The following is a 24382-nucleotide window of genomic DNA, read 5'->3' as shown; positions in this document are numbered from 1 at the left end:
AATACGGCTATTTATCAGAGAATTAGATGGAGAAATTCCTCTTCGACAAGACTAGATTGGTTCCGGTGCAGCATCAAACCCCCCTTTAATGGCAGATTAGCTTACTGTGCGCGGGCGGTCCATCCGTCCGATCCCGGGCATATGCAGGCTGGACCACTGCGGATGATAGTGATCCACCCGGCTGACGACAATGGTCATGTCATCATGGATGTCATTGCCCTGGTAACGGATGACTTTTTCCAGCAGGCTGTCAGCCATATCCTGCGGATCATCGCCCTCCAGCTCCTGGATCAGCCGTTTCATCCATATTTCTTTATTAACGGCATATCCGGGGGCATCGTAAATACCGTCAGTCATCATAAACAGAATATCGCCCGGACGCAGCTGCATGCTGATGAGATCGACATCAATATCCTTGATGATACCGATTGGCAGGTTACTGGACGTAATCGGGATCACCTCGCTGCCGCGGCGGATAAAGCTTGGCGCAGAGGCAATTTTCATAAATGTAGTCTGGGCTGAATACTGGTCGATCAGTGCCATATCAACCGTCGCATAAAACTCATCAGGCGAACGCAGCAGCAGAATGGAGTTGACGGACTTCACCGCAAGCTTCTCATCCATGCCGGACTGGAGCAGCTTCTCCAGCATGGACAGCGCAGCGCTGCTCTCCAGACGCGCCCGCTCCCCGTTGCCCATCCCATCGCTGATCGAGACAGCAAAGGTGCCGTTTCCAAGCTCCACTGTACTGAAGCTGTCTCCGGAATACATGTCACCGCCTTTGGCTGCTCCCGCCACCCCTGTGCTTACCTCATAAGCCTTGGCTGATCCGAAGGTCACCATCGACAGGCCCTCACGCGGATGCACAGCCGTTTCGCTTACCACTGAAATGTTTTCCTCCAGAATATCGGAGAGCAGCGGGGCAATCATTTTGCGGCATTCGTCAAATCCGCGGGTGTAGGCATGCACCACCTCAATTTCCACCCGTCCGGGATCAAGGCTCAATATTTCAATACTGTGAATGGACAGCCCCAGCTGCTCCAGCGCCTCACGGATCTGGCCCTCCTGCCGGTACATGGCCTGTCCCTCACGTTTGATCTCCTTCGCCAGGTCCTCCATTACCTGTGATACACCTGACAGCTGCTCGGCTACAAACTGGCGGCTGTCGTATATTTGTTTCTTCCAGCGCATATCATGCTGGTATAGTTCATATTGGCCTTTCATTACCTCCAGCACTTCACCCGTTCTTCCGCAGATCCGGCTCCATTCCGGAGGAAGCTGGGCTGCGGTGATATCCGGGCATTCTTCTACGGTGGTCATCATATCCGTCATATATCTGTAGGTTTGATAGAACTTGGCATCCCAGCAATGCGACCGCCGGATGCAACCAGAGCAGGCGCCTTCTGTAACAGTGCTCATGAAGTCTTCCATTTCCCGGTCGCTTTTGCCTGCTTCAGCAGCACGGGGAATCTGGCCAAAGCTGCTGGACAGCTGCTGGAACACCTGTGAAAACTGCGTTACCCTTTCAGCTGTAATATCTCTTACTCTTCGTGCATATTCATGCTGGGAACGGCTGTGGTCGGCGGTTCCCGGGACGTATTTGGCAATAGCCGAAATCATTGTTTTTGGTGTAAGCAAAAATAATATTACCGCCGCACAGGTCTCCCAGGTGGAGGACATCACATCGCCCGGGCCCATGAAATAGACAGACAGTATGGATGATCCCAGCAGCATTCCAATGGAGACTGTACCTTTTCGTCCGGACTGCATCATTCCTGCAAGCATACCGGAAAAGGCCAGCAGGCTCATTTGATAGAACGCGCCGATATCGGCCAGACTGAGAATCAGTCCGGTAACAACCCCCACGGCCGCACCAAGCGGAGCACCACCGACCAAGGCAAAGATCAGGATAAGAAAACGGGACAGGATATGCTCCAGAGATAGTCCGTTAACTGTCCAGCCTACAAGACCGGTCATCACGGAGGCGAGCAGAATAATCAGGCAGAGCACCTCTTCACTCCGCAGCGCCCGGCTTCTTTGCTTGAAGGTAAACAGGGGGAGTGCCTGCAGGAATACAAGTGTAAGCACAAAACCGAGGAGAGCATCCAGTGTAGACATCATCAGCGGATACCAGGCAAAGGAAGGACCGATTACAATCTGGAACAGTCCGACCATAAAAGAAGAGACGAACACCATCAGCGGTGCGTAGGAGAGTTCTACACGCTGGAAGCTCTCCAGCCCTTTGTATAAGAGGAAAAAAATAACCAGCTGTGAGGCAATGACTACAGCACCGGGGAACGGGGTGAACAGGCTTCCGCAAATAACAGCTGCGGCTACAGGAAGTACAGAATCTTTGCGCATGAACATAATAACGGCAAAGTAAGCCGCAGCGAAGGGGGTCAGCTCGTCCAAAATCATGGCACGGCCCAGTAAAAAGCCCATAAGGCTCAGCAGGAGCATCCACTTTTTCACTGTAATGAACTGTATGAACGGCTGCTGTACACTCCAGTTTCTGACCCGTGTACTCCACGCTTCTTTCCGTACCTTGTCCTTATTTCCTGCTTTAACCCAATCCGGTAAACTTACCACATTGCCTTTATTCATTCCTCTGCACCACCCGTTTGAGAATTTATGGTCCTCATTATATAGCGGGGGTCTTAAGAAAGTTTGTCAGAATCACAGGGCAATCTGTAAAAAATTTCCGACAAAAAAGCCTGTCCCGACAATCTCCGGGAAAACTCCTGTAACCCTTGCGGCACAGCAGGTTGATAGATAAATAGATCACAGTTCCGTCACACTGGCGCATTTTCACATCCGGTATTCGTCAGCGATTGCCCTTGTTGTTTGTGAGAATCCAAGGGATGCTGTCGGCAATTTGTTCTGTACCGACAAAAAAACCGCAAGGGCGGATGCCCTGCGGTTATTTATGATGAGCTAGCAATAATTATACGCGTTTGGCTCCACGGCCTCCGCGCTTTCCTTCTGTGTTCTTCTTGATCGAAGACATCCGTTCTTCGCTATCTTTCAGGAAGCGTGACATTTTATCCTCGAATGAAGGTTTACCGGCTGCAGGCTTGAATGGACGCCCACCCCGTTCACGATTGTAACCACCGCCGCCTCCACCACTGCCGCCACCGCCGCCGAAACGGTCTCCGCCGCTTGGACGTTCAGGTCTTGGAGCTCTGGGGGGACGTACTTCAGATGCCGGCTTATCAACGGCCTGCTTGATGGAAAGTCCGATCTTACCGTCCTTGTCAACATTGATCACCTTGACGGTAACTACATCACCAATCTTCAAATGATCGTTAACATCCTTGACGTAGTTATCGGCGATTTCCGAAATGTGAACGAGACCTGTGACACCTCCTGACAGATCCACAAATGCTCCGAAATGCGTGATGCCTGTCACCTTGCCCTCTAACTTGGTGCCCACTTCAATTGCCATAGAATAAAATGATCCTCCCTTAAAAATATACAGACGAATATAAAGTCCATCCAGTCTGCGGTGATTTGATTATACAGTAAAGAACAAAGCAAGGCAACACAGCAGAAGCCCCTTTTGGCCTGCTTTATTGTCCTGATTGCTCTGTACGGATCGGCAGTTCGTTCTGAGGATACATATTGTACCATTTACGGGCTAACTGCCCGATGTACTCATCATCGTTCAGACGTGATACTTCATATTTCAGCTGGTTGAGGGAAGCGGTAACGCTCTCACTGCTTTCCTGCTTCTTCACGAGCTGTCCGCTTTTCTCTGCAATCGCTGCACTCTGGGCAAAGTAGGTATACCCGGCCCAGCTGAAAAAGACGGCAACTACAGAAATCCAGATGAATTTTCTTCTTTTTGCCCCGGTAGCCGAAGCTTTGTTGTTCTTCTTCTCTTCAGCAATAAATCTGTTCATGCAGCGTACCTCCAGTATCAAGGTCAGCGTTTCCGCCATCTTCCCATCCATGCAGTGAATTTCCGTGCCCATGCGCTGGATAAGAGCCGGGACATATATGGAGAGATCCATCTTACAGGAAGTACCCATATTGGCTTCGTTAGACGCAGGAGAATCTTCAAAATAAATAACAGGATCCGGCCCAGCAGCAGCAGCGTTCCTCTTAAAAGACGCCACAGCCAAAGAAACGGCACGCCTATCAATATCACTATGAATCTCCACAGCAGTCTGCACGTATACTGAACCGACTGAATTAACATTACCACAAAACGCTGCACCGTAACACTGAAGATCAAAAAATAGATCCATACACCCAGAAAGAGTCCGACAAAGACATAAAACCTCAATTCTCCCTGATTTCCGGCATAAAGCATGCGAAAGACCAGCAGTGCAGCCCAGATCCAATACAGCAGATCAAGAAATGCGTTAAGCCATTTGGGAAAGCTGAGCTTCAGCGACAGCACCCGGTAGCCGTCATAGGTCAGTCCCATGGCTGTACCCGCCAGCATCATGTAGAGCAGTGTTATCCACTGGATTGAAGGGTTCATTTAAACAGCTTGCCGAGGATTCCCTTGTTTTTGGCCTGTGAACCGGGATCGAGATAAATCAGGGAATGGACATTGCCTTCCAGAGACAGGAGCCCATTTTCCAGACTTAAATTTTTGATATGTAAATGATTCCCGCGAATGGTGAGATGACCAAGCTCCGTACGAAGCAGAAATTCCTCACTGTCGAAGCTCTCCACATTTTGCACGCCTGTCAGCTCCAATTGTTTGCGGCTGCGCATGTGCAGATCATGTTGTTTGGTAACCTTGGCTGGATCGATCATAGCATGTACCCCTCCTTCTTGATTCTAATCTATGGCGGAGGGGAGCGTTATAGAACACAGAACATCTACAAATTGAGAGACTGTATCTCCTCATAAAAAAGAGCGCAGGCTCTGCATAAGCAGAGCTGCGCTTCTCTTTTTCCAGAGACAATCCGTTCTCACCAGTCAAGACCGTTGCTCTTGGCAACGGGCTCTTCGCGGAGCAGTGTATACATACCGGCGGCCTCGTCCTTGCGGGTTGTTTCAACCAGCTTTTCCACTTTGACCGTCACCAGTTTCTGACCGAATTGCACGGTGATTTCATCACCGATTTTTACCGTACTGCTGGGTTTCGATTCCCGCCCGTTGATCAGTACCCGGCCCTGTTCGGACACATCCTTGGCCACTGTGCGGCGCTTGATCAGACGGGACACTTTCAGGAATTTGTCCAGACGCATTAGTTAACGGCTTCTTTAAGCTTGTTGCCAGCCTTGAAGGCCGGTACAGTGGATTCAGGAATCTCAATAGGTGTGCCCGATTGCGGGTTACGGCCGGTGCGGCCGGAACGTTTGCGGGTTTCAAAAGTACCGAACCCGATCAATTGAACTTTATCGCCTTTAGCCAGAGCTTCTGTAATTTCGCCCAGAACCCCGTTCAATACTGCTTCTACATCTTTTTTTGCCAATCCGCTTTTTTCGGAAATGTTGTTGACCAGATCTGTCTTGTTCATAATTTGAAGTTCCTCCTATAGATACGAAAAAATAAATGAAACGCCAAGCTGCGCCAAGATCTGCCGCAATTCGTCATTTCGTCTTTATGATATTCTGGATGCCGCCTTGAATTCCTGCCATGGCTCCCCGTTTTTTCAAAAAATAAAGGAGAACAGCCGGAGAACACAGCTCTATCCCAAATAACGGTGTCTGAAATAAGCGGCATTCGTGCCTATTACCATATAAACCTCTCATTATGTTTTAAATCAGAGGCCTATACTCCATTCACAGCATTGCCGTAAGCTGCGCTGCCTATACCAGTTCCTATCATAGAAGGAAAAGATAGAGCTGGGGTTTAGGCCTTACGCTCCTCAGCCTTCGCCTCCTGCCACAGCTGCTCCATCTCTTCAAGGCTGCTAGTCTTCACGCTTTTTCCTTCACTAAGCAGACGCTGCTCGATGTATTGGAAACGCGATACGAATTTACGGTTGGTGCGTGTCAGTGCTTCTTCCGGGTCCGCTCCAATAAAACGGGCAGCATTCGTTGCCGCGAACAGCAGATCGCCAAGCTCCAGCATTTGCTCTTCGGCCGGTGCCCCGGTTTCAATGGCCTCCTGCAGCTCATCCACCTCTTCACGGATCTTGGCCAGCACATCCCCGGTGTTATCCCAGTCGAAGCCTACCTTGGAGGCTTTTTTCTGCAGCTTGTACGCCTTCATCAGCGCCGGCAGATCGCGGGGCACTCCGCTCAGTGCAGATTCAGCTTCTGGCTTAACGCCCTTGCGCCGCTTCTCCTCTGCTTTCATCCCTTCCCAGTTCTGCAGCGCCTCCTCGGCATCCTCAGCATTCTTGTCACCGAACACATGCGGATGGCGGAAGATCAGCTTGTCATTGAGGCCTTCAATCACGTCGTAGACGTTAAATGTCCCGAGCTCCTCTTCCATCTGGGAGTGCAGCATAATCTGCAGCAGCAGGTCGCCAAGCTCTTCCTTCATATGGTCTGGATCGTCCTCGTCAATCGTCTCCAGCACCTCATAGGTCTCTTCAATCAGGTTCTTGCGCAGCGATTCATGAGTCTGCTCCCGGTCCCAGGGACAGCCTTCCGGGCTGCGCAGAATATCAACAATTTCATGCAGCCGGGCGAAGGTGCGCTTGCGGGCACTGTCTGCACGGTTTGCCGGGACATATACGAGCGACAGGTTCCCGTAACCCTCCAGGCGGTCCAGCTCATACAGCGGGACACGGATGATGCTCTCTTCGCCTTCCACCCCCAGGGCATGTCCCACAATGACCTCATATTCAGGCGGATACAGCTCCATCAGGCAGAGCTTGGTCTCCGAAGCAGTGAAGCTGTCATAGACCTGTCCGATCAGCGTATGCAGCTCCGGCTGAAGCTGGGAGCTGCGGATGCCGGAAGCATCAAGCAGCTGAAAGCCTTCAATCGGGTCAAAGCCAAGACGGACAAAGGCTTCATCCAGAAAGCTCTCCCCGCCAAGAATCTGCAGTTCGATCCCTGTGCCGGGGCAGCGCTCCCGCAGCAGGGAAACTGCCGATTCCGCCACCATCGGGTGACCCGGAACCGCATAGACAATTTCCGTACCGTCCGGCGCGGAGCCCGCCTCCTCAATCAGTCTGGAGGTGATCGCTTCATATACCTCCGGGAAAGAAGACAGTGACTCATACAGGCTGTCAAAGGATTGCGAGGCAATTCCAAGTTCCGACAAAGCTGCCATGACCGGATGTTCTGCGGTCCTTACATACACCGCCGATGCACCCTTCAGCTTCTTAATGATACCGAGCGTCAGCCTGTCGGGATTTCCCGAGCCGAGGCCGACAACAGTTAATATAGCACCCATGCTTATTATTCCACTCCTTTATACTGTCTCCGGTCCTGCCGCTGCTGCAGCAGTCCAGTCTGCGATTCGCCTTAAGGGAACAGGCGCAGCTTCTTCAGCTTGTCGGCAAGCTTAGGGCCGAAGCCTGGCAGCTGCCGCAGTTCGCTTTCGCTGAGCAGCCGCAGGCCTATCGCCCCTGCGGCAAAAACCAGGCAGCCCGCCAGCACCCCCAGCAGGGTCTCTACCAGGGCTGCCGCCCGGCCGCCGCCAATCCCGGCGGCCTCCATCACTGCGCCGGCGCCGAAGCTTACCAGCACGGCGCCAAGCCCCAGGCCCGCGAGCAGCGCCGCGGGCTTCAGCAGGGCATCTGCGAAGCGCAGCCGCAGATGGCCCTGCCGGTGCAGCAGCAGCACGTTCAGCGCTGCTGCGAACAGGTGCGCAGCCACGCTGGCGATGGCTGCGCCGGTAATGCCCTGCTGCGGCACGAGCAGCAGGTTCAGGGCCGCCTTCAGCGCAGCGGCGGCCATCAGGTGCAGCGCCGGCGCGCGCACGGCGCCAAGCCCCTGCAGCAGCGCGGCAGAGATGATGCTGACCGTACCGCCGGCGGCGGTAAAGGCCAGCCAGGCCATCGTGCTGCTGCCTGCAGCATCGCCGTACAGAGCCACATTGACCGGCTCTGCAAGAACAGCCAGGCCTACGGAAGCGGCCAGGCCCAGCAGCCAGAACCAGCGCAGCGACAGGCTGCAGCGGGTCCGGATCAGCGGGTGGTCCCCGCGGAATTTCGCTTCTGCAAGGGCAGGGATGAACACCACGGACAGCGAGGTTGCCAGCATGGTTACGATTTGAACCAGCGGCAGGCCCCGGTTATAAATCCCGAACTGGGCCATCGCCTCCGCTTCGCCCGCCCTTTCCGACAGCAGGCGCGGCACGGTAAAGACATCGACCAGGCCGATAAGCGGCACGGCCAGCGCCCCGAGCATAACCGGCAGCCCGTAGGCCAGCAGTCTGCGTACATTGAATCCGCCTTGTTGTCCTGCAATGCCTGCTGCAAGCTGGACTTCCGCCGATTCAGAAGCTGACGGAATCTGCGGAGCGGCTTCTAAGCTTCCGCGTAAACGGTGCCGCCGCAAGAAGACCAGCATAACAATGAGCCCCGCTGCCCCGCCTCCGGCAGAGCCGAGCATCGCACCGGCGGCAATGCTCGCTGCATCTGCGCCTCTGTCCGTCATATACAGCAGCAGTGCAATCATCACAAAGACACGGACAGACTGCTCAATAACCTGTGACACGGCTGTAGGCACCATGTTATGCAGTCCCTGGAAATAACCGCGCAGTGCCGACATCAGCGGAACTATGGCCAATCCCCAGGCGCTGAGGCGCAGTGCCGGGATGACCTGAGAGTTGCCTACCCATGCTGCGATCACCGGGGCACCGAAATAGGTCAATATCCCGATGATTATACCGCTCATGGCGGTCAGCATTGCGGACAGCCGGAGAATACGCCGGCCCGCTTCCTCATCTCTGCCTGCCGAAGCCTCGGCTACAAATTTCGATATTGCCGCCGGCAGGCCCAGCATCGCAACCGTTATGAGCATCGTATACAGCGGATTTACAGTGTTATAAATACCGAATACGGCATCTCCGCCCAGATTTTGCAGCGGGATTTTCTGGAGCGTGCCGATCAGCTTGGAAATAATTGCTGCTGCGCTAAGAATAAACGCACCCTGCAGCAATCTGGAGCCTTGCTTGCTCGATTTCATAATATACCTGCTTCTACAGCCTTAACTGCTATAATAGGATGAATTTCTATATTATAACGCATGCTCCCCTTTCCCCATACCCTAAAAACCACAAAACCCCGTCTCTCCCTTTGAATAGCTTAAAGGAAAGCGGGGTCTTCAGGCACCAATGCTGTTATTGCTCCATCTGCTTGCCCAGGAAGGCGGCGGCGGTTTCAGCCATTTTAATTTCCAGCTGCGACATTTTTACCGAATCATCCTTGTTAAGCAGTACTACACAGCCGATCGGGTCACCGCTGGAGATGATCGGAGCTGCTACATAGCTCGACAGCTGCTCTGTATGATCCTTGCTGATGTCATAGCCGCCGCTGTTTGTTTCCAGCACAGTCTTGCGGCCTTCCATCACCTTCTCCAGCAGCTGGCCTACCGGTTTCTCCAGGTAATCCTTTTTCGAGCCTCCGGCAAGGGTAATGAAGCTGTCTCTGTCAGTGATCATTGTGATATGCCCTGTGCCTTCATACAGTGATTCTGCGTACTCCTTGGCGAAGTCACCCAGCTCACCAATCGGCGAATACTTTTTCAAGATGACTTCACCGTCACGGTCGACAAAAATCTCCAGCGGGTCCCCCTCACGAATACGCAGCGTGCGTCTAATTTCTTTAGGGATAACAACTCGGCCGAGGTCGTCAATACGGCGAACAATACCAGTAGCTTTCATTTCACATGTTGCCCCGCTTTCTTAAGAAGTAATGGTTCCAACTACTGTCATTATGGGAAGGATAATCCCAGTGATTATCGTAATATCTGCCCATAGTATTCATCGCTTCCCAGTTCCTTATACATCCATCTGCCATTCATCAACAAAATACCGGAAAATCAAGGCAGTCATCAATCAAAAAAGCCATCCCTCGCTACGAAGCGTCAGGATGGCTTGTCCGTAATTATTTGATTATTCAGCTGCTTCCGTTGCAGCAGGGGCATCTGTTGCTGCTGGTGCATCTGTTGCTTCAGCGCTTGGAGCAGCGGTAGGCTCTGTTTCTGTACCGGCTGTTCCGGATTCCTCTGCTGCAGGGGAGCTTTGAGGCAGATTGATTTTGATGTCGAGGCTTTCAAGATCATTCTCCAGGAAAGACTCAAGGCTCTGGGAAGCGAGCGATCCCTTGATTTTTTCCTTCTGCTCGTCGGTCAGCTTATCAAACGTTGTTTCCGTACGGGACTCCACCAACAGGACGTGGTATCCGTAGGTTGTTTTGATGGGTTCGCTGACGGTGTTCAGCGGAAGCGTCTGTGCAGCTGCTTTGAATTCTTCTACAAAGTCGCCCAGCTCTCTGTCCTTGATCTGTCCGCCCGCTTCTTTGGAGGCTGTATCTTCTGTGTACTCTTTGGCTACCTCAGCAAAATCCGCTCCGCCGTCCAGCTTGGCCTTAACTTCATTGGCGAGCTTCAGCGCATCTTCATCAGCACGCTCCTTGCCTTCGGGATCTGTCAGGCCGATCAATATATGACGCAGCGTAGCTACAGTAAAGTCCCCTTTGGTTGCTTCAAATTCCTTGGACACTTCATCATCAGTCACTTTGAGCAGCATGTCCTGATAGACGGTCAGCACGCGCACCATATAAGCTTTAACATCGGCTTCGGTCAGATTCTGCTTCTCCAGCTCGCTCTCATAAGCGTCGCCAAAACCGGTCTTCAAATCGCTGACCTGAGCTTCGGCTTCCTTCTCCGCCTGCTCCTTTGCTTCATCCGTTGCCTGGCCGGCCAGATATTCAAAAGCAACCTCCTGCTTCAGAATCGACTCTTTGAACGCATCAATTTCCAGGTATTGTGCCTGCTGCGGGGAGAGGAATTTCATTACGCGGGTATCCGCATCGAACTCCTGCTCGGTGATGGTGCCTCCCTTGTAGGTGGCAATAGCTGTGCTATTATCTTCGGCAGCTTCAGTATTGTTGTTATTACTGCTGCAGGCCGAAAGCATAGAAAAGGAAATTGCCGCTGCCAGCGAGACCAGCAGCACTTTCCAGGACTTTGATTTATTTGATGACATTGTGTAGTTCTCCCTTCGATTTTAAAGACTGTCTGGCCGCAGCCAAAAACTGCTCCAGCAGATCAAGCAGCTGCTTGTCACTGAGATCTTTAGATTTAATGCGGATGCTTGCTTTAGCATCTTTATCAAATTGTACACGTCTTTCAAAGCTATTTCCAACTTTAGCGAGTTTTGCCGTATCAAAGGCGTTCGTGCTGCCTTCATGGAAGTTCAGCAGCACCTCATCGCCGCGTCTGACTATCGATTCCAGTCCATAGAGCTTGCCGTATACTTTCAGGCGGGCAACAGATAACAGATTGACTACAGCCTCAGGCAACTCCCCGAAACGGTCAAGCAGCTCATCCTCAAGCTCTGCCGTATCCTCAAAAGCAGATACTGCCGCAACCTTCTTGTAGATTTCAATCTTCTGGATGCTGTCGTAAATATACTCGGACGGAAGATAGGCATCAATCGACAGATCAATCACCGTATTGCCCTGCTTCAGCGAAGTATCCTCTTCACCCAGTACAGTAACCTTGCGTTTGCGGATTTCTTCGGCCAGCATTTGCGAGTACAGATCAAAGCCGACGGAAGCAATGAACCCGTGCTGCTCGGCACCGAGCAGATTCCCCGCTCCGCGGATGGAAAGGTCGCGCATGGCGATCTTGAAGCCTGAGCCCAGCTCTGTGAACTCTTTGATTGACTGCAGGCGCTTCTCAGCCACCTCTGTCAGCACCTTGTCCCTCTGGTAGGTAAAATAAGCATAGGCGATCCGGTTGGAACGGCCGACACGTCCGCGCAGCTGATAGAGCTGGGACAATCCCATTTTATCGGCATCATGCACAATAAGGGTATTAACGTTTGGAATATCTACTCCGGTCTCTATAATGCTTGTGCTGACAAGCACATCATATTCACCGTCAAGGAAGTCAAGGATCGTCTTCTCCAGCTCCGCCTCTGACATTTGGCCATGGCCGATGCCGACTCTCGCCTCAGGGACAAGCATGGAGATCTGTGCAGCCATTTCCTGAATGCCCTGTACACGGTTGTAGAGGTAATAGACCTGGCCTCCGCGGGCCAGCTCCCGCTCCACCGCTTCACGTGTAAGCGTCTGGCTGTGCTCCACCACATACGTCTGTACGGGAAAGCGGTTCTCCGGCGGAGTCTCAATAACTGACAAATCACGGACGCCGAGCATGGACATATGCAGCGTCCGCGGAATCGGTGTTGCTGTAAGTGTCAGAACATCGACATTCGTCTTCAGCTTCTTGAGCTTTTCCTTATGTGTCACACCAAAACGCTGTTCTTCATCGACAATAAGCAGGCCAAGATCTTTGAAGACCATGTCTTGTGAGAGCAGCCGGTGTGTACCAATCACCACATCAACGGTGCCCTGACGGACGCCTTTAATGGTTTCGTTCTGTTCTTTGCGGCTGCGGAAACGGCTGAGCACCTGAATGTTCAGCGGATAATTAGCGAACCGTTCACGGAAGGTCTCATAGTGCTGCTGGGCCAAAATAGTCGTCGGAACAAGTACAGCCACCTGCTTGCCCTCTATAGCCGCCTTGAATGCAGCCCGGATGGCCACTTCGGTCTTGCCGTAGCCTACGTCCCCGCACAGCAGCCGGTCCATCGGCCGGTTCTGTTCCATGTCCTTCTTGATCTCCTCGATCGCACGCAGCTGGTCACGTGTCTCATCATACGGGAACATCTCTTCAAATTCACGCTGCTCCTCCGTGTCCTTCTCAAAGCCGTAACCGAGGGCGCTTTGCCGTTCGGCATATAACTTAATCAGATCATCAGCGATATCCTGGACGGAAGAGCGGACTTTGTTGGTCACTCTCGCCCATTCGTTTCCGCCAAGCTTATACACCTTAGGTTCTTTATCTTCCGAACCGACATATTTCTGGATCAGATCGATCTGGTCAATCGGTACAGAGAGCTTGTCGCCTCCGGCATACAGGATATGCATATAGTCACGGTGAATACCGCTAACTTCAAGTGTGCCGATTCCCATATATTTGCCGATCCCGTGATTCTGGTGAACGACATAATCGCCGATTTTCAGCTCCGTATAGCTTTTAATCCGCTCCGCGTTGTCGATTCCCTTGGAAACCTTGCGTGCCTTGCGCTGCTTCTGGGAGAACATCTCCCCCTCCGTGATCACAGCCAGATGGATGGAAGGCAGCTCAAAGCCGGAGCCGAGATTGCCCTGAACAATAGTCGGCTCCTCAATACCGTAGTCATACAGCACCCGGCGGACCCGCTCGATCCGCTCCTCGCTTCCGGCAAGCATCATCACCTGCACACCGGATTTATGCCAGCGCTCCATCTCCGATTTCAGCACATTCATCTGGCCATGAAAATCCTGCATTCCCCGGCTGATAAAGCTGAGGATATTCTGCGGCTGGATATGCGGAACCTGGCGGAGGAAGATCGACATAAACAGACTCTGGAACGGACGCTTATACATCACTACATCATTATCTACTGAAAGATGCAGGTCAGGCAGATTTTTGCCGTTCTGCAGGAGATGCAGATTCCATTCCGACTCGTCCCGTTCCAGCTGTCTGGCTGTCTCAAGCAGTCTTGCCGGCTCATCCAGCACCAGCAGCGTATCCTCTGCCATGTAATCATATAAGTGCGAACGTTCCGGATATAAGAGACTGATATATTTATAGTTTTCCGGAAAATAGGTTCCCTCCCGCAGCATTTCCAGCTCACGCCCGATTTCCTCACGCAAGCGCAGCTTTGCCTGGCGGTCAGTCATTTTCTCCAGCTGGCGCTCCAGCATGGCCGCCGCCTCCGATGCAGCGGAGTCTAGACGCGACTGGTCGGCAATAATCTCTTTGGCCGGAGTGATTTTTACACTGCGCACCTTATCAATGGAACGCTGGTCCGCCGGATCAAAGGTCCGGATGGAATCCACTTCATCGTCGAACAGCTCCACACGGTAAGCAAGGGAGGAGGTCATCGGATAAAAATCGACGATACCGCCCCTTACACTCAGCTCTCCGCGGTTTTCCACCCGCTCCACCCGTTCATAGCCCATCTCAATCATGGACATCAGGAATTCATCCAGAGACAGGGTTCCGTCTTGAGTGACTGTAACCTGTGCCTCTGCCATTACATGCGGCGACGGCAGCAGCCGGCGGACGCCGGAGTACGGGACAACAACCACTCCCCGGAAGCCCTGGGCGCATCTTGTCAGTACATCAATGCGCTGGGCCAGCGTCTCGGGGCTGGATACCGCGGCCTCTGCAGCCACCAGCTCATTGGCAGGGTACAGCAGAACACGGTCAGGGGAAAGCGCTTCCTGCAAATCTTCGGCCATTTTCTGCGCCGAGAACATATTATGAGTCACGATGAGCAGCGGACGCTCCGTGTCGTTATGCAGTGCCGCCAGCATAATTTGTCTTGCTGAACCGGACAGACCCGATACAAGCTGCTCCTTCATTCCTGCAGCAATCCCGCGGGTGATAGACTGAAAATCCGGATCTTTGGAAAAAGCTTCTATAAGACCTTGTAACACTTAAGACACCTCTTTTACTAAACAGGATGACGGTGATCCTGGGAACACCGCCACCTATTATGATTAGAATCGAAAACAAGCCTCAGCGATAAAGCCAAGGCTTGCGGATGACGATAGAGACAGGCGCTTCCACCTTACTGAAGCGGACTGGCCAGTAAGCTGAGCTCCGGGTTGTTCTCCAAGGCTTCCTTGCAGTAGTCACAAGTAACCTTTACCGTTATCTCGCCATCTGAATCATACGCTATGATATCTCTGCGCTCCGCAGGAGTCAAGGAATGCAGTCCAAGCTGCGCTTCCGTTATACTGCTTCTATTGATGCTTCCCAAAAATGTCCGGCAGTGCCTGCATACATAGTGTATTGCCATCTATATGCCTCCTGAAGGTAGTATATACCGTTCAGTATGCCCTGCACCGGACGTATTTAGCCTGTAAAGCCTTAGCCGTTAAATTTGGCCATCGTCTGCTCAAAGGTATGCTGCAGGCTGTACTCCAGAGCATCACAGGTATCGAGGATCATGGATTTAAGCAGTTCTCCTTCCTTCTTGGGGAAGGTGGAGAGTACATAATCCACAATGGCGAAACCCGGCTCCGGACGGGATATCCCCATCCGCACACGGTTAAAGCTTTGCGTGCCTGTATGCTGGATGATCGACTTGATCCCGTTATGCCCGCCTGCACTTCCCTGGTAACGCAGCCGGATCTTGCCGATCTCGGTATCCAGGTCATCATAAACGACAATCAAATCCTCAAGATTCACTTTATAGTATTCCATATATGCGCGGACCGCTTCACCGGACAGGTTCATATAAGTCATGGGCTTGATCAGTACGGTTTTGACGCCGCCGATGACACCCTCACCGATGACCGACTTGCATTTATTCTGGTTAAAGGTAATCCCGTTTCTTGCCGCCAGCTCGTCAAGCGCCATAAAGCCGACGTTATGCCTGGTCTTGGCGTACTGCGGTCCGGGATTTCCGAGTCCAACAATCCATTTCATGATGAGGCTTATCCTTTCCCTTCGTTCTCTTAAGCAGAAGAGTTCTGTTTTTGGTACAATGGGTTCTATCAGGTTTATACTCCAAAGACAGGTGATGAACGATGCTGCATCCGGGTGACATCTTAACACTTCAGCGCCATTTCCAGTACCATATCCAGTTCGCTGTGCCTGTACAGATTTACAGGGAAGGTGAGCACGTTGCCATCGGCATAGTGACAGCGGCGGATGAAGGCTTTGTTGAACTGCAGGGCACGCTTTATAACCGCAGTTTGTTCACTTTTGTCTCCCGTCCGGGGTACTAGCGGCTGGAGGCCAAGCTTCAGCCGGCATCACGCCGACAAGGGTTACATCTTCCGTTCACCGGAGGTGTAACCCTTTTTGATACAAAAACAAGCTGTTATAACATCACATTAGGACATCATAGACAGTTTATTCGATTTCGAACAGTTTGCTGATTGACAGCTCCTCGTGTACACGGATAATGGCTTCGCCCATAAGCGGGGCCACGGACAGCACTTTAAGCTTCGACGTCGGATTGCTGCTGCGGATTGGAATAGTATCCGTCACGATGATTTCTTTGATCGGAGAGTTCTCCAGACGTTCATGTGCAGGACCGGACAATACCGGGTGGGTACAGCAGGCATAGACTTCCTTCACGCCGCCTTCCATCAGGGCATTGGCGCCAAGTACAATTGTTCCCGCTGTATCGATGATGTCATCGATCAGAATCGCTGTTTTGCCTTCGATGTTCCCGATAATGTTCATAACCTCACTGACGTTCGGCTCCGGACGGCGTTTGTCGATAATCGCCAGTGGAGCATTCAGGAAATCAGCCAGCTTTCTGGCCCGTACTACACCGCCGTGGTCCGGAGATACAACTACCGGATTCTCAATTTGCTTGGAGCGGAAGTACTGGGCAAGAATCGGAACCCCGAGCAGATGATCGACCGGAATATCGAAAAAGCCTTGGATCTGCATCGCATGAAGGTCCATTGTAATTACACGGTGAGCCCCTGCTTTTTCAATCAGGTTGGCTACCAGCTTGGCCGTAATCGGATCGCGTGAACGCGCCTTGCGGTCCTGCCGCGCATAACCGTAATAAGGGATAACCACATTAATGCTCTTAGCGGAAGCACGCTTTAGCGCGTCTACCATAACCAGCAGTTCCATCAGGTTGTCATTAACCGGACCGCAGGTGGATTGTACAATGTAGACGTGGCAGCCCCGGACACTCTCCGAGAGCTTGACCTGGATTTCACCGTCACTGAAGCTGGTGGTGTGTGATTCGCCCATCGGAATTCCGATATAATCGGCGATTTGACTGGCCAGCTTAGGATTGGAGTTACAGGTAAAAATTTTGAGTTTGGAATCACAATAAGTCATAAAATATAAACCCTCCGTGACGGAATTTAGCTTCCAAGCAGCGCCGCCCGCAAGCATCATCCGCTTACGGCCGGCGCTATAGCATTGGCCTTTTACGATTGACCAGACTGTTCCTTCTTTGCTTTGGCACGGGCGCGCACTTTCTCGGCATATCCCGTCTTGTTCTCCTGTCTGACTCTGGCAACGGCGAGATCATTCTCCGGAACAGAGCGCGTGATTGTTGATCCTGCAACAACAAATGCGCCCTTGCCCACTGTAACCGGGGCGATCAGGTTAACATTGCTGCCGATAAAGGCATCATCCTCAATCGTTGTCTTAGCTTTATTATACCCGTCATAGTTAGCGGTAATTGCACCGCAGCCAATATTTACATTCGTTCCGACCTCTGCATCACCGATATAACTCAAATGGGATACCTTGGAGCCGTTGCCGATCGTGGCATTCTTGATCTCCACGAAGTCTCCGACCTTGACGTCTTCACCCAGGGAAGCCCCCGGACGCAGGTAAGCAAAAGGACCGACACTAGTCCGTGCGCCAACCTCTGCCTGACACAGCACGGAGTGCTTCACTGAGGCACCGTCCATGATTACACAGTCTTCGATTTCACTGGCAGGTCCAATTGCGCAATCTTCTCCGATGACAGTTTTGCCTTTGAGTGTGACTCCCGGATAAAGAACAGTATCCGCGCCAATGATAACGTCAGCACCGATATAAGTAGAGGCCGGGTCAATAAAAGTTACCCCGTTCAGCATATGATTTCTGTTGATCCGCTGACGCATTAGTTGTTCCGCTTCCGACAGGGCAAGACGGTCATTAACGCCAATTGACTCCGCAGCATCATGAGCCTGATATCCCAGAACGATATCCCCCTGTGCCCGGAGTATGCCGATTACATCGGTTAAGTAGTATTCCTGCTGGTTATTGGTGTTGGTTACCTTCTCCAGCGCCGCGAACAGCTTCGCGTTATCAAAACAATAGGTGCCTGTATTAATCTCGTTAACAGCGGCCTCTTCAGTGGTGCAGTCCTTCTGTTCCACAATCTTCAGCACGCTGCCGTCTTCTCCGCGGATAATCCGTCCATAACCTGCCGGCTGCTCCATCACAGCAGTCAAAATCGTTGCCGCAGCAGATTTCTCCTCATGAAGCGCCATAATTCCTTCCAGTGTTTCGGTTGTAACCAGCGGTGTATCCCCGCAAATGACTATGGTTGTACCTTGTTCACCGCCGAGAAGATCCTTGGCCTGCTTGACAGCATGACCGGTTCCCAGCTGGGTTTCCTGCAGAACATATTCAGCATCCTGGCCTATATAAGCTTTGACTTTCTCTGCGCCGTGTCCGACAACGACAACCGTACGCTGGCATCCGGTCGCTTTTACTGTATCAACTACGTGCCCTACCATCGGCTTGCCGCAGACGGGGTGCAGCACTTTGTATAATTTAGATTTCATGCGCTTGCCCTGACCTGCAGCAAGTACAACAGCCATTCTTTTCAAGAATGCCAACCTCCCACTTCTTGAGTTCACTACTGAATATATCTCATTCCGGGCAAAAAGAAAAGAGAACCATGCAGGCATGGTTCCCTTTTCTTCGAACCCCAATAAAAACGGCTTGGCCTTACACCGCCCGAAACGGGCAGTTGAAGCTCAGAGTAAGCATCAGTGCTTAAGCTCCCTCTTCAATGACTTCTTCTTCCTCAGTAGCAGCGCGGTCATACTCGGCCAGAACCGCAGATTGAATCTTCTCGCGTGTGCCCGAAGAGATCGGGTGTGCGATATCGCGGAATTCACCGTCCGGTGTACGCTTGCTGGGCATAGCAACGAACATCCCGTTGTTACCGTCGATGACGCGAATGTCATGAACAACAAACTCGTTATCGATGGTAATGGATGCGATTGCCTTCATTCTCCCCTCAGAGTTAACGCGGCGGAGTCTGACATCCGTAATTTGCATGTGTGTGTTCACCACCTTTTTCCTTTCAAGAGCTTGGTGTATAATTCCACACTGCAAGGCGAAATCCTTCTTTTTGATTCCAAATAATGACTGCTGAAGAAGATTATTTTTGCACAGCCATTGTTTTCGACAGGTTTCGTTCGCTTATCTACGGTTTCGACATTAACTTCCACTGCCTCTGCGAAGAATTCCTCTAACTTAGGAAGAGAAATAGTTTCCCGGCAGCGCCGAAATCCGCCGCACTTTGGAATCCACCTCGATCAGCTTGACCAGTGACACATAATCATGGAGCAGACGCTCCTCGGATTCTACGGCTCCGGACTCCACCAGCACTCCTACACCGGCCACCTCTGCATTGAACTCTCCCAGCAGGTCAACCATACCGCGTACAGTGCCTCCTGCCTTCATGAAGTCATCCACGATCAGGACCCGTGACTTCTCCGGCAGCGCACGTCTGGAGAGCGACATCGTATGTATGCTCTTGTGCGAGCCTGACACATAATTGATGCTTACTGCCGATCCTTCTGTAACCTGGTGGTCACGTCTTACCAGTACTACCGGAAGGCCGAGCTGGGCCGCTGTAGCGTAGGCAAGCGGAATCCCCTTGGTCTCCACTGTCATGACTACATCGATCTCCACACCATAAAAGGCTGTGGCGATAATTTTGCCGGCCTGCTCCATCAGTGACGGAAGGCCGAGCAGATCGGACATATACAAATAACCGCCGGGCAGAATCCGGTCGCTTTGTTCAAGCTGTCCGCATAACCGGTTCACAAAGTCCAGTGCCATATCTGTAGGCATCCGGGGGATGTAACGGACACCGCCCGCTGCACCAGCCAGGGTCTGTAATTCACCCATGCCTTCGCCTTCAAATACCTCTTTGATAATTGCCAGGTCTTCACTAATCGATGACTTCGCTGCTCCATACCGGTCGGCAAATGTGGACAGCGGCAGCAAATCATGCGGCTTCTCCAGTAAAAATTGTGTCATATCTACCAAACGTTGGCTTCTTTTTAGTTTTTTCACAAAGTACTCCTCGCCAAAACCGAATATTATTATCAAATAATATCATTTTTGTACGGATTTATACAAGAAGAAACGATTTCCGGTGATCAGCCCAGAGAACGGACGGCATAGACTTCCTTACAGAAGCCGCGCAGACCGTTATAAATTCTGGCTACCTTGGACTGCTTCGACACCAGCCCGAATACTGTAGGCCCGCTGCCTGACATCAGCACGCCGTCCGCGCCGAGCTTCACCATCGCTTCCTTCAGCTGCTGCACCTCCGGGTGCAGCTTCAGGGTTACATCCTCCAGCACGTTGCCCAGGCCTGCACAGACGGCAGCAAAGTCGCCTGCTTCGAGGGCCTGCTGCATCCGGGATGCGGACGGATGCACAGCGATGTTATTCGCGCGTACGCGTCCGTACACCTCAGCCGTCGATACATTGATCGGCGGCTTGGCCAGGATGACCCAGCACTGCGGCGGACCCGCAATCGGGGTCAGCCGTTCTCCTCTGCCCGTGGCCAGGGCAGTCCCGCCGGTGACACAGAACGGGACGTCCGAGCCAAGCTCGGCGCCCAGTTCCTGCAGCTCCTGCGCCGGAATATTCAGGCGCCAGAGCCGGTTCAGGCCGCGCAGCGTAGCCGCGGCATCGCTGCTGCCTCCGGCCAGGCCGGCAGCAACAGGAATTCTTTTGTCCAGATGGATATGTACGCCAGTCTTGACGTTATAACGGTCTTTAATAAGCCTCGCCGCCTGAAAGGCCAGGTTCTTCTCATCCAGCGGGATATATCCCGCCTGGCTCGATATAATAATGGAGTCACGCTTCAGCTCCGACAGCTCCAGACGGTCCGCCAGATCCACCATCGTCATAATCATTTCCACTTCATGAAAACCATCTGCACGCTTATGCAGCACATCCAGCATCAAATTAATTTTGGCTGGCGCTTTTTCATACATTTTCAAGGCGTTCACCCACCTTCAGCTTTTCCCGTAAAAACAACTTAACATATTATATGAGAAACTTGTTACGAAGTCCATTAACAAAAGTTCGGGAGCCATATATATACTTTCAGATATGCATAAAAAGGGTCCCGCCGCGAGGCGGTTCCCTGTCCGTAATCCTGTATTGGCCTGATAAGCATTACAGTTTTCTTGCAGCGGCAGCCTGCTCGGCAAGCTGGATGGCCCGCTTAACCATATTCCCGGCATCCTGTGCCCGGATTCCTCCCCAGCCCTCGCGCTCAACGGTCTCATAGAAGCCCAGCTCCTTGGCCAGCTCTGTCTTCAGTTCCTCGGACATCATACCCCTTCTTCTGCGGCTCATTACACAATTCCTCCTTCATGGTAGTAGATGATGAGTTAAGACTCCTTTAGTATGCTGCCAGCTGACACTCACCATTCAGGACGCAATAAAAACAGCCCTCCGCAAGGAGGGCTGTCATTGTGTAACATTAAGCTTTAATATACATAATCCGCATCTGCCCGTCATCTTCGCAAACTGTGATTTCCACAGATTCGGTAAGTATATCGGCATAGCTATAGGAGACACGCTTAAAGGTTTGCTGCTCCTGATCCAGTTTGACAATAAATACAGAAGGGTACGTTTCTTCCAGGACACCGGTACGTTCAACGGTTTTACGACGCCCCCCGTTTGCCCGCAACGTGATCTTATGACCGACGTGAGCTTCGAGACTGCGTTTAATTTCCAACAGCGCGTTATTAGCCATTGCCTGACGACCACCTCTTTCCTTGTCCATTATACAACTTTTCACAAACATTGTCAAACCAAACAAATAATTATAGTGGATGCCAAAATGGATGTCAACGGAATTTTTTTGATCCCGGTACATACTGATAAAGGCTCCTTGTTAGCGGTAATAATCGCGCCTAAGCTTAACCTGCTCCATTCACACACAGCAGCAAAAAGGGAAGGATAAGCTTTGCGCTTATCCTTCCCTTTTCCGCTCCTGGCCATTCAAAAAAATGCAGACTACACCACTGATGGTGTTACTTTTAACGAGGACAGGTCCTGCAGCCGCGGCATTCCGATTCTGAAGCTGCCCCGGGTCTCGATCCCGCCCATCCCCTGGTTGCCGCTGATTGTATGGTTCAGCACATCACTGAGGCTTACAGACTCGCGTATGGAGGTGAAGGAAGCCTTCGCTGCAATATACACGGGATCGAGTGCATGAATCAGAATCCTCCCCGGAGAGCTGGCGAAATTGGCTCCTGCACCCAGCAGCGCCTCGAAATGGGACTGGCAGGCGCCTGCCACGATAGTCAGCGCATCAAAATTACGCTCATACTCCCTTGCCGCACGGATAGCTGCTACAAAATTCTGCGAGTTCTTATAGCTGGCCAGACTGTACAGATCGTATGCATGGGGCTGCTTTAGTACACCGTCGTGTCCGGTGATTACCACAATATCGGGACGTACTCTGGGCAAAAGCCGGTATAGGGTATCCGCCATTTTGGATTCATGCACATGATGGCCCTCTGCCGGAATCCGCAGCTGCTCATACAGGCTGAGGCTTTTGTTCAAATACAATGCATCTCCGTCCAGATGCAGCACCTTGCCCGGCACTTCAAAATAAGCCGGCTCCTTGGGAGACTGGTTCCAGGCGCCTGTAACAGTCTCTCCGCTGCGCTTGCTTTGCTCCTGCCGGTCCTTTCTCAGCTGGGTCAGCGATTCATCAGCCTTGATCTGTGCCCGCTGCCCCCGCTGTGTAATACGGGTAGGCGGCACCTGTACCAGGTCATTCAGGGGGGAATCCGCCAGCAGGCGGAATTCTGTGCCTTTGATGACGGCCCTGTTCTGCACAATATTCTCAACCCTGAACGTTACATCTCCACCATAAGATTTGCGAACGACCAGATCTCCTAAATTCATGACAACACCACCTCTACCCCCATCGTATGGGCAAAGGTCACGGTTGGTTCTTATAGAGCATGATTTTAAAAGTATTTCCTGCTCTTACACGACTCCTGCAGCCAGCAGCACAGCACTTAGCTTTGCGTACTCTGCAAGGCTCAGCGTCTCTCCGCGGCGTGTAGGCTCTATGCCAGCCTCGGCCAGCAGCGCCTCCAGGCGTTCCCGTCCTTCTCCCGGAAAGAAACGTGCCTTAAGGTTGTTGGCAATCGTCTTGCGCCGCTGGGTGAAGGAAGCCTGCACCACCTCGAAGAAATGCTTCTCATTCTCCACTTCTACCGGCGGACGGTCTCTGACCTTCAGACGGATGACAGCGGACTCCACGTTAGGCTGCGGAATGAATACCGTACGGGGCACAATCGTAACCAGCTCCGGCTCACTGTAGTACTGCACAGCAATGCTCAGGCTCCCGTATTCCTTTCCTCCCGGGGAGGCTGCCATGCGTTCGGCAACCTCCTTCTGGATCATGACCACGATATTATCCAGCGGAAGCTTCTCCTCAAGCAGCTTCATCAGGATCGGAGTGGTTACGTAATAGGGCAGGTTGGCGACAACGCTGACTTTGTTCACTCCCGCAAAATCCTCGGCGAACAGCTCTTTAAGGTCAACTTTGAGGACATCATCATTCCGGATCTTTACATGGGGATAGGAGGAGAGGACATCCCGCAGAATTGGAATCAGTCTCCGGTCAATCTCCACAGCGGTCACCGCTCCGGCGGTCATTGCCAGCCGCTCAGTCAGGGCACCGATTCCCGGCCCGATCTCCAGAGCACCGCTTTCGCTGCTTAATCCTGCCGCGTCGACGATTTTGTCCAAAATGTTCTGATCAATCAGAAAGTTCTGGCCCAGGCTTTTTTTGAATGAGAATCCATAGCGCTGGATAATTTCTTTGGTCCTTGATGGAGATGAGATATGATCATTGCCGCTCATGAGGTAATGCCTCCCTGTTCAATTTGTGCGAGAGCAGCCTGAAACTCCTCCCGCGTGATGCCAAACATAGCCAGCCGCTTGTATAGCTGTTTACCGTTGCAGTATCCGATGCCAAGCAGATTACCCAGCGCCATTCTGCGTTCAGCCGCCTCATGATGGGCAATCATTCCGGCAGCAATAAGCTCATCCATGCCAATCAGTGCCGGAGCCCCTTCAAAGGAGGTATGCACATGGGCAAGGGCATGCCGGATAGCCTCCGGGGAAGCATTCTCCACCCCTATGTCCCCTTTGCGTGTAGCATCCTTTTCCGGTATAAAGGCATGCTTGCAACCGGGCACCTTGGAAGACACAATTTTGCGTATGCGTTCACCGGCATGGTCCGGATCCGTGAGGATAATAACTCCCCTGCGCTCCATGGCCAGCGCAATCTTGGCAATCACCCTGCGGTCCACTGCAGAACCGCCTGTCTCTATCGTATCGGCTTCTACCGCACGCTTGACGGCAACCGTATCGCTTTTACCTTCCACCACAATTAATTCCTTGATCATCTTCCGGCTCCTTCCCTTACAACACAAAAAGAAGAGGATTCGCTCCCCTTCTTA

General features: G+C 52.2%; 25 protein-coding genes. 1 reads left to right on the top strand and 24 read right to left on the bottom strand.

All coding sequences use genetic code 11. From position 1 onward, the window contains the following. Positions 1–96: 96 nt before the first annotated feature. The 14 genes from spoIIE to pth form a co-directional block, all read right to left on the bottom strand. Positions 97–2604: a stage II sporulation protein E gene (gene spoIIE / locus C2I18_RS12325; RefSeq protein WP_249901460.1), complete on the bottom strand. Its 2508-nt coding sequence runs from the start codon at positions 2602–2604 to the stop codon at positions 97–99. A gap of 340 nt (positions 2605–2944) precedes the next feature. Next, positions 2945–3445 carry a S1 domain-containing RNA-binding protein gene (locus tag C2I18_RS12320; RefSeq protein ID WP_249901459.1) on the bottom strand — a complete coding sequence of 167 codons (501 nt, stop codon included), beginning with the start codon at positions 3443–3445 and terminating at the stop codon, positions 2945–2947. 124 nt (positions 3446–3569) lie between these two features. Next, the gene (locus tag C2I18_RS12315) at positions 3570–3902 is read right to left on the bottom strand and encodes an FtsB family cell division protein (RefSeq protein ID WP_249901458.1); all 333 of its coding nucleotides are present in this window, start codon (positions 3900–3902) and stop codon (positions 3570–3572) included. Between the two features lie 23 nt (positions 3903–3925). After that, positions 3926–4489, bottom strand: a complete 564-nt coding sequence (gene yabQ, locus C2I18_RS12310) for a spore cortex biosynthesis protein YabQ (RefSeq protein WP_249901457.1) — start codon at positions 4487–4489, stop codon at positions 3926–3928. Continuing rightward, positions 4486–4770, bottom strand: a complete 285-nt coding sequence (gene yabP / locus C2I18_RS12305; RefSeq protein WP_249901456.1) for a sporulation protein YabP — start codon at positions 4768–4770, stop codon at positions 4486–4488. Before yabP ends, yabQ begins: the two co-directional genes overlap by 4 nt. A 158-nt stretch (positions 4771–4928) precedes the next feature. Continuing rightward, the gene (locus C2I18_RS12300; protein ID WP_249901455.1) at positions 4929–5207 is read right to left on the bottom strand and encodes an RNA-binding S4 domain-containing protein; all 279 of its coding nucleotides are present in this window, start codon (positions 5205–5207) and stop codon (positions 4929–4931) included. Further along, positions 5207–5479, bottom strand: a complete 273-nt coding sequence (locus C2I18_RS12295) for an HU family DNA-binding protein (RefSeq protein ID WP_249901454.1) — start codon at positions 5477–5479, stop codon at positions 5207–5209. Before C2I18_RS12295 ends, C2I18_RS12300 begins: the two co-directional genes overlap by 1 nt. Before the next feature lie 335 nt (positions 5480–5814). After that, a complete protein-coding gene (gene yabN, locus C2I18_RS12290; RefSeq protein ID WP_249901453.1) occupies positions 5815–7314 on the bottom strand; it encodes a bifunctional methyltransferase/pyrophosphohydrolase YabN in 1500 nt (499 codons plus the stop codon). Positions 7315–7385: 71 nt separating this feature from the next. Beyond that, positions 7386–9053 (bottom strand): putative polysaccharide biosynthesis protein, encoded by a 1668-nt coding sequence (locus tag C2I18_RS12285; RefSeq protein WP_249901452.1) that lies wholly within the window; start codon positions 9051–9053, stop codon positions 7386–7388. A gap of 154 nt (positions 9054–9207) precedes the next feature. Continuing rightward, complete coding sequence (spoVT, locus tag C2I18_RS12280) at positions 9208–9750, bottom strand: stage V sporulation protein T (protein WP_249901451.1); 543 nt, start codon at positions 9748–9750, stop codon at positions 9208–9210. A gap of 231 nt (positions 9751–9981) precedes the next feature. Next, a complete protein-coding gene (locus tag C2I18_RS12275; RefSeq protein WP_249901450.1) occupies positions 9982–11076 on the bottom strand; it encodes a peptidylprolyl isomerase in 1095 nt (364 codons plus the stop codon). Next, complete coding sequence (mfd, locus tag C2I18_RS12270) at positions 11063–14587, bottom strand: transcription-repair coupling factor (RefSeq protein WP_249901449.1); 3525 nt, start codon at positions 14585–14587, stop codon at positions 11063–11065. Before mfd ends, C2I18_RS12275 begins: the two co-directional genes overlap by 14 nt. A gap of 134 nt (positions 14588–14721) precedes the next feature. Then, positions 14722–14952 (bottom strand): anti-sigma-F factor Fin, encoded by a 231-nt coding sequence (fin, locus tag C2I18_RS12265; protein ID WP_249901448.1) that lies wholly within the window; start codon positions 14950–14952, stop codon positions 14722–14724. 71 nt (positions 14953–15023) lie between these two features. Continuing rightward, positions 15024–15584 carry an aminoacyl-tRNA hydrolase gene (gene pth / locus C2I18_RS12260; protein WP_249901447.1) on the bottom strand — a complete coding sequence of 187 codons (561 nt, stop codon included), beginning with the start codon at positions 15582–15584 and terminating at the stop codon, positions 15024–15026. 101 nt (positions 15585–15685) lie between these two features. Between pth and C2I18_RS12255 the strand changes: the two genes are divergently transcribed. Beyond that, the gene (locus C2I18_RS12255) at positions 15686–15886 is read left to right on the top strand and encodes a hypothetical protein (protein WP_249901446.1); all 201 of its coding nucleotides are present in this window, start codon (positions 15686–15688) and stop codon (positions 15884–15886) included. 127 nt (positions 15887–16013) lie between these two features. Here C2I18_RS12255 and C2I18_RS12250 read toward each other — a convergent pair whose 3' ends face one another. From C2I18_RS12250 to rnmV, 10 genes are all read right to left on the bottom strand, one after another. After that, positions 16014–16967: a ribose-phosphate diphosphokinase gene (locus C2I18_RS12250; RefSeq protein WP_249901445.1), complete on the bottom strand. Its 954-nt coding sequence runs from the start codon at positions 16965–16967 to the stop codon at positions 16014–16016. Between the two features lie 92 nt (positions 16968–17059). Continuing rightward, positions 17060–18460 carry a bifunctional UDP-N-acetylglucosamine diphosphorylase/glucosamine-1-phosphate N-acetyltransferase GlmU gene (glmU, locus tag C2I18_RS12245; RefSeq protein WP_275100979.1) on the bottom strand — a complete coding sequence of 467 codons (1401 nt, stop codon included), beginning with the start codon at positions 18458–18460 and terminating at the stop codon, positions 17060–17062. Between the two features lie 169 nt (positions 18461–18629). After that, positions 18630–18917: a septation regulator SpoVG gene (gene spoVG, locus C2I18_RS12240; protein ID WP_020425826.1), complete on the bottom strand. Its 288-nt coding sequence runs from the start codon at positions 18915–18917 to the stop codon at positions 18630–18632. A gap of 198 nt (positions 18918–19115) precedes the next feature. Then, positions 19116–19943 (bottom strand): pur operon repressor, encoded by an 828-nt coding sequence (gene purR / locus C2I18_RS12235; RefSeq protein ID WP_249901444.1) that lies wholly within the window; start codon positions 19941–19943, stop codon positions 19116–19118. 86 nt (positions 19944–20029) lie between these two features. Beyond that, complete coding sequence (ispE, locus tag C2I18_RS12230; protein WP_249901442.1) at positions 20030–20884, bottom strand: 4-(cytidine 5'-diphospho)-2-C-methyl-D-erythritol kinase; 855 nt, start codon at positions 20882–20884, stop codon at positions 20030–20032. A gap of 178 nt (positions 20885–21062) precedes the next feature. After that, entirely contained in the window at positions 21063–21245 is a 183-nt protein-coding gene (locus tag C2I18_RS12225; RefSeq protein ID WP_249901440.1) for a small, acid-soluble spore protein, alpha/beta type, read from the bottom strand. 127 nt (positions 21246–21372) lie between these two features. Then, a complete protein-coding gene (veg, locus tag C2I18_RS12220; RefSeq protein ID WP_019914493.1) occupies positions 21373–21648 on the bottom strand; it encodes a biofilm formation stimulator Veg in 276 nt (91 codons plus the stop codon). 263 nt (positions 21649–21911) lie between these two features. After that, positions 21912–22811, bottom strand: coding sequence for a sporulation peptidase YabG (gene yabG / locus C2I18_RS12215; RefSeq protein ID WP_249901439.1), 900 nt, complete (start codon positions 22809–22811; stop codon positions 21912–21914). 84 nt (positions 22812–22895) lie between these two features. Beyond that, positions 22896–23780, bottom strand: a complete 885-nt coding sequence (rsmA, locus tag C2I18_RS12210; RefSeq protein WP_249901438.1) for a 16S rRNA (adenine(1518)-N(6)/adenine(1519)-N(6))-dimethyltransferase RsmA — start codon at positions 23778–23780, stop codon at positions 22896–22898. After that, on the bottom strand, positions 23777–24328 hold the full coding sequence (rnmV, locus tag C2I18_RS12205) for a ribonuclease M5 (protein WP_249901437.1): 552 nt from the start codon (positions 24326–24328) through the stop codon (positions 23777–23779). The genes rsmA and rnmV overlap by 4 nt, the downstream gene beginning before the upstream one ends. Positions 24329–24382: the final 54 nt, after the last annotated feature.

This window comes from Paenibacillus sp. PK3_47, assembly GCF_023520895.1.
Taxonomy (GTDB): Bacteria; Bacillota; Bacilli; order Paenibacillales; family Paenibacillaceae; genus Paenibacillus_AQ.
This window is presented reverse-complemented; position numbering and strand designations above follow the sequence as displayed.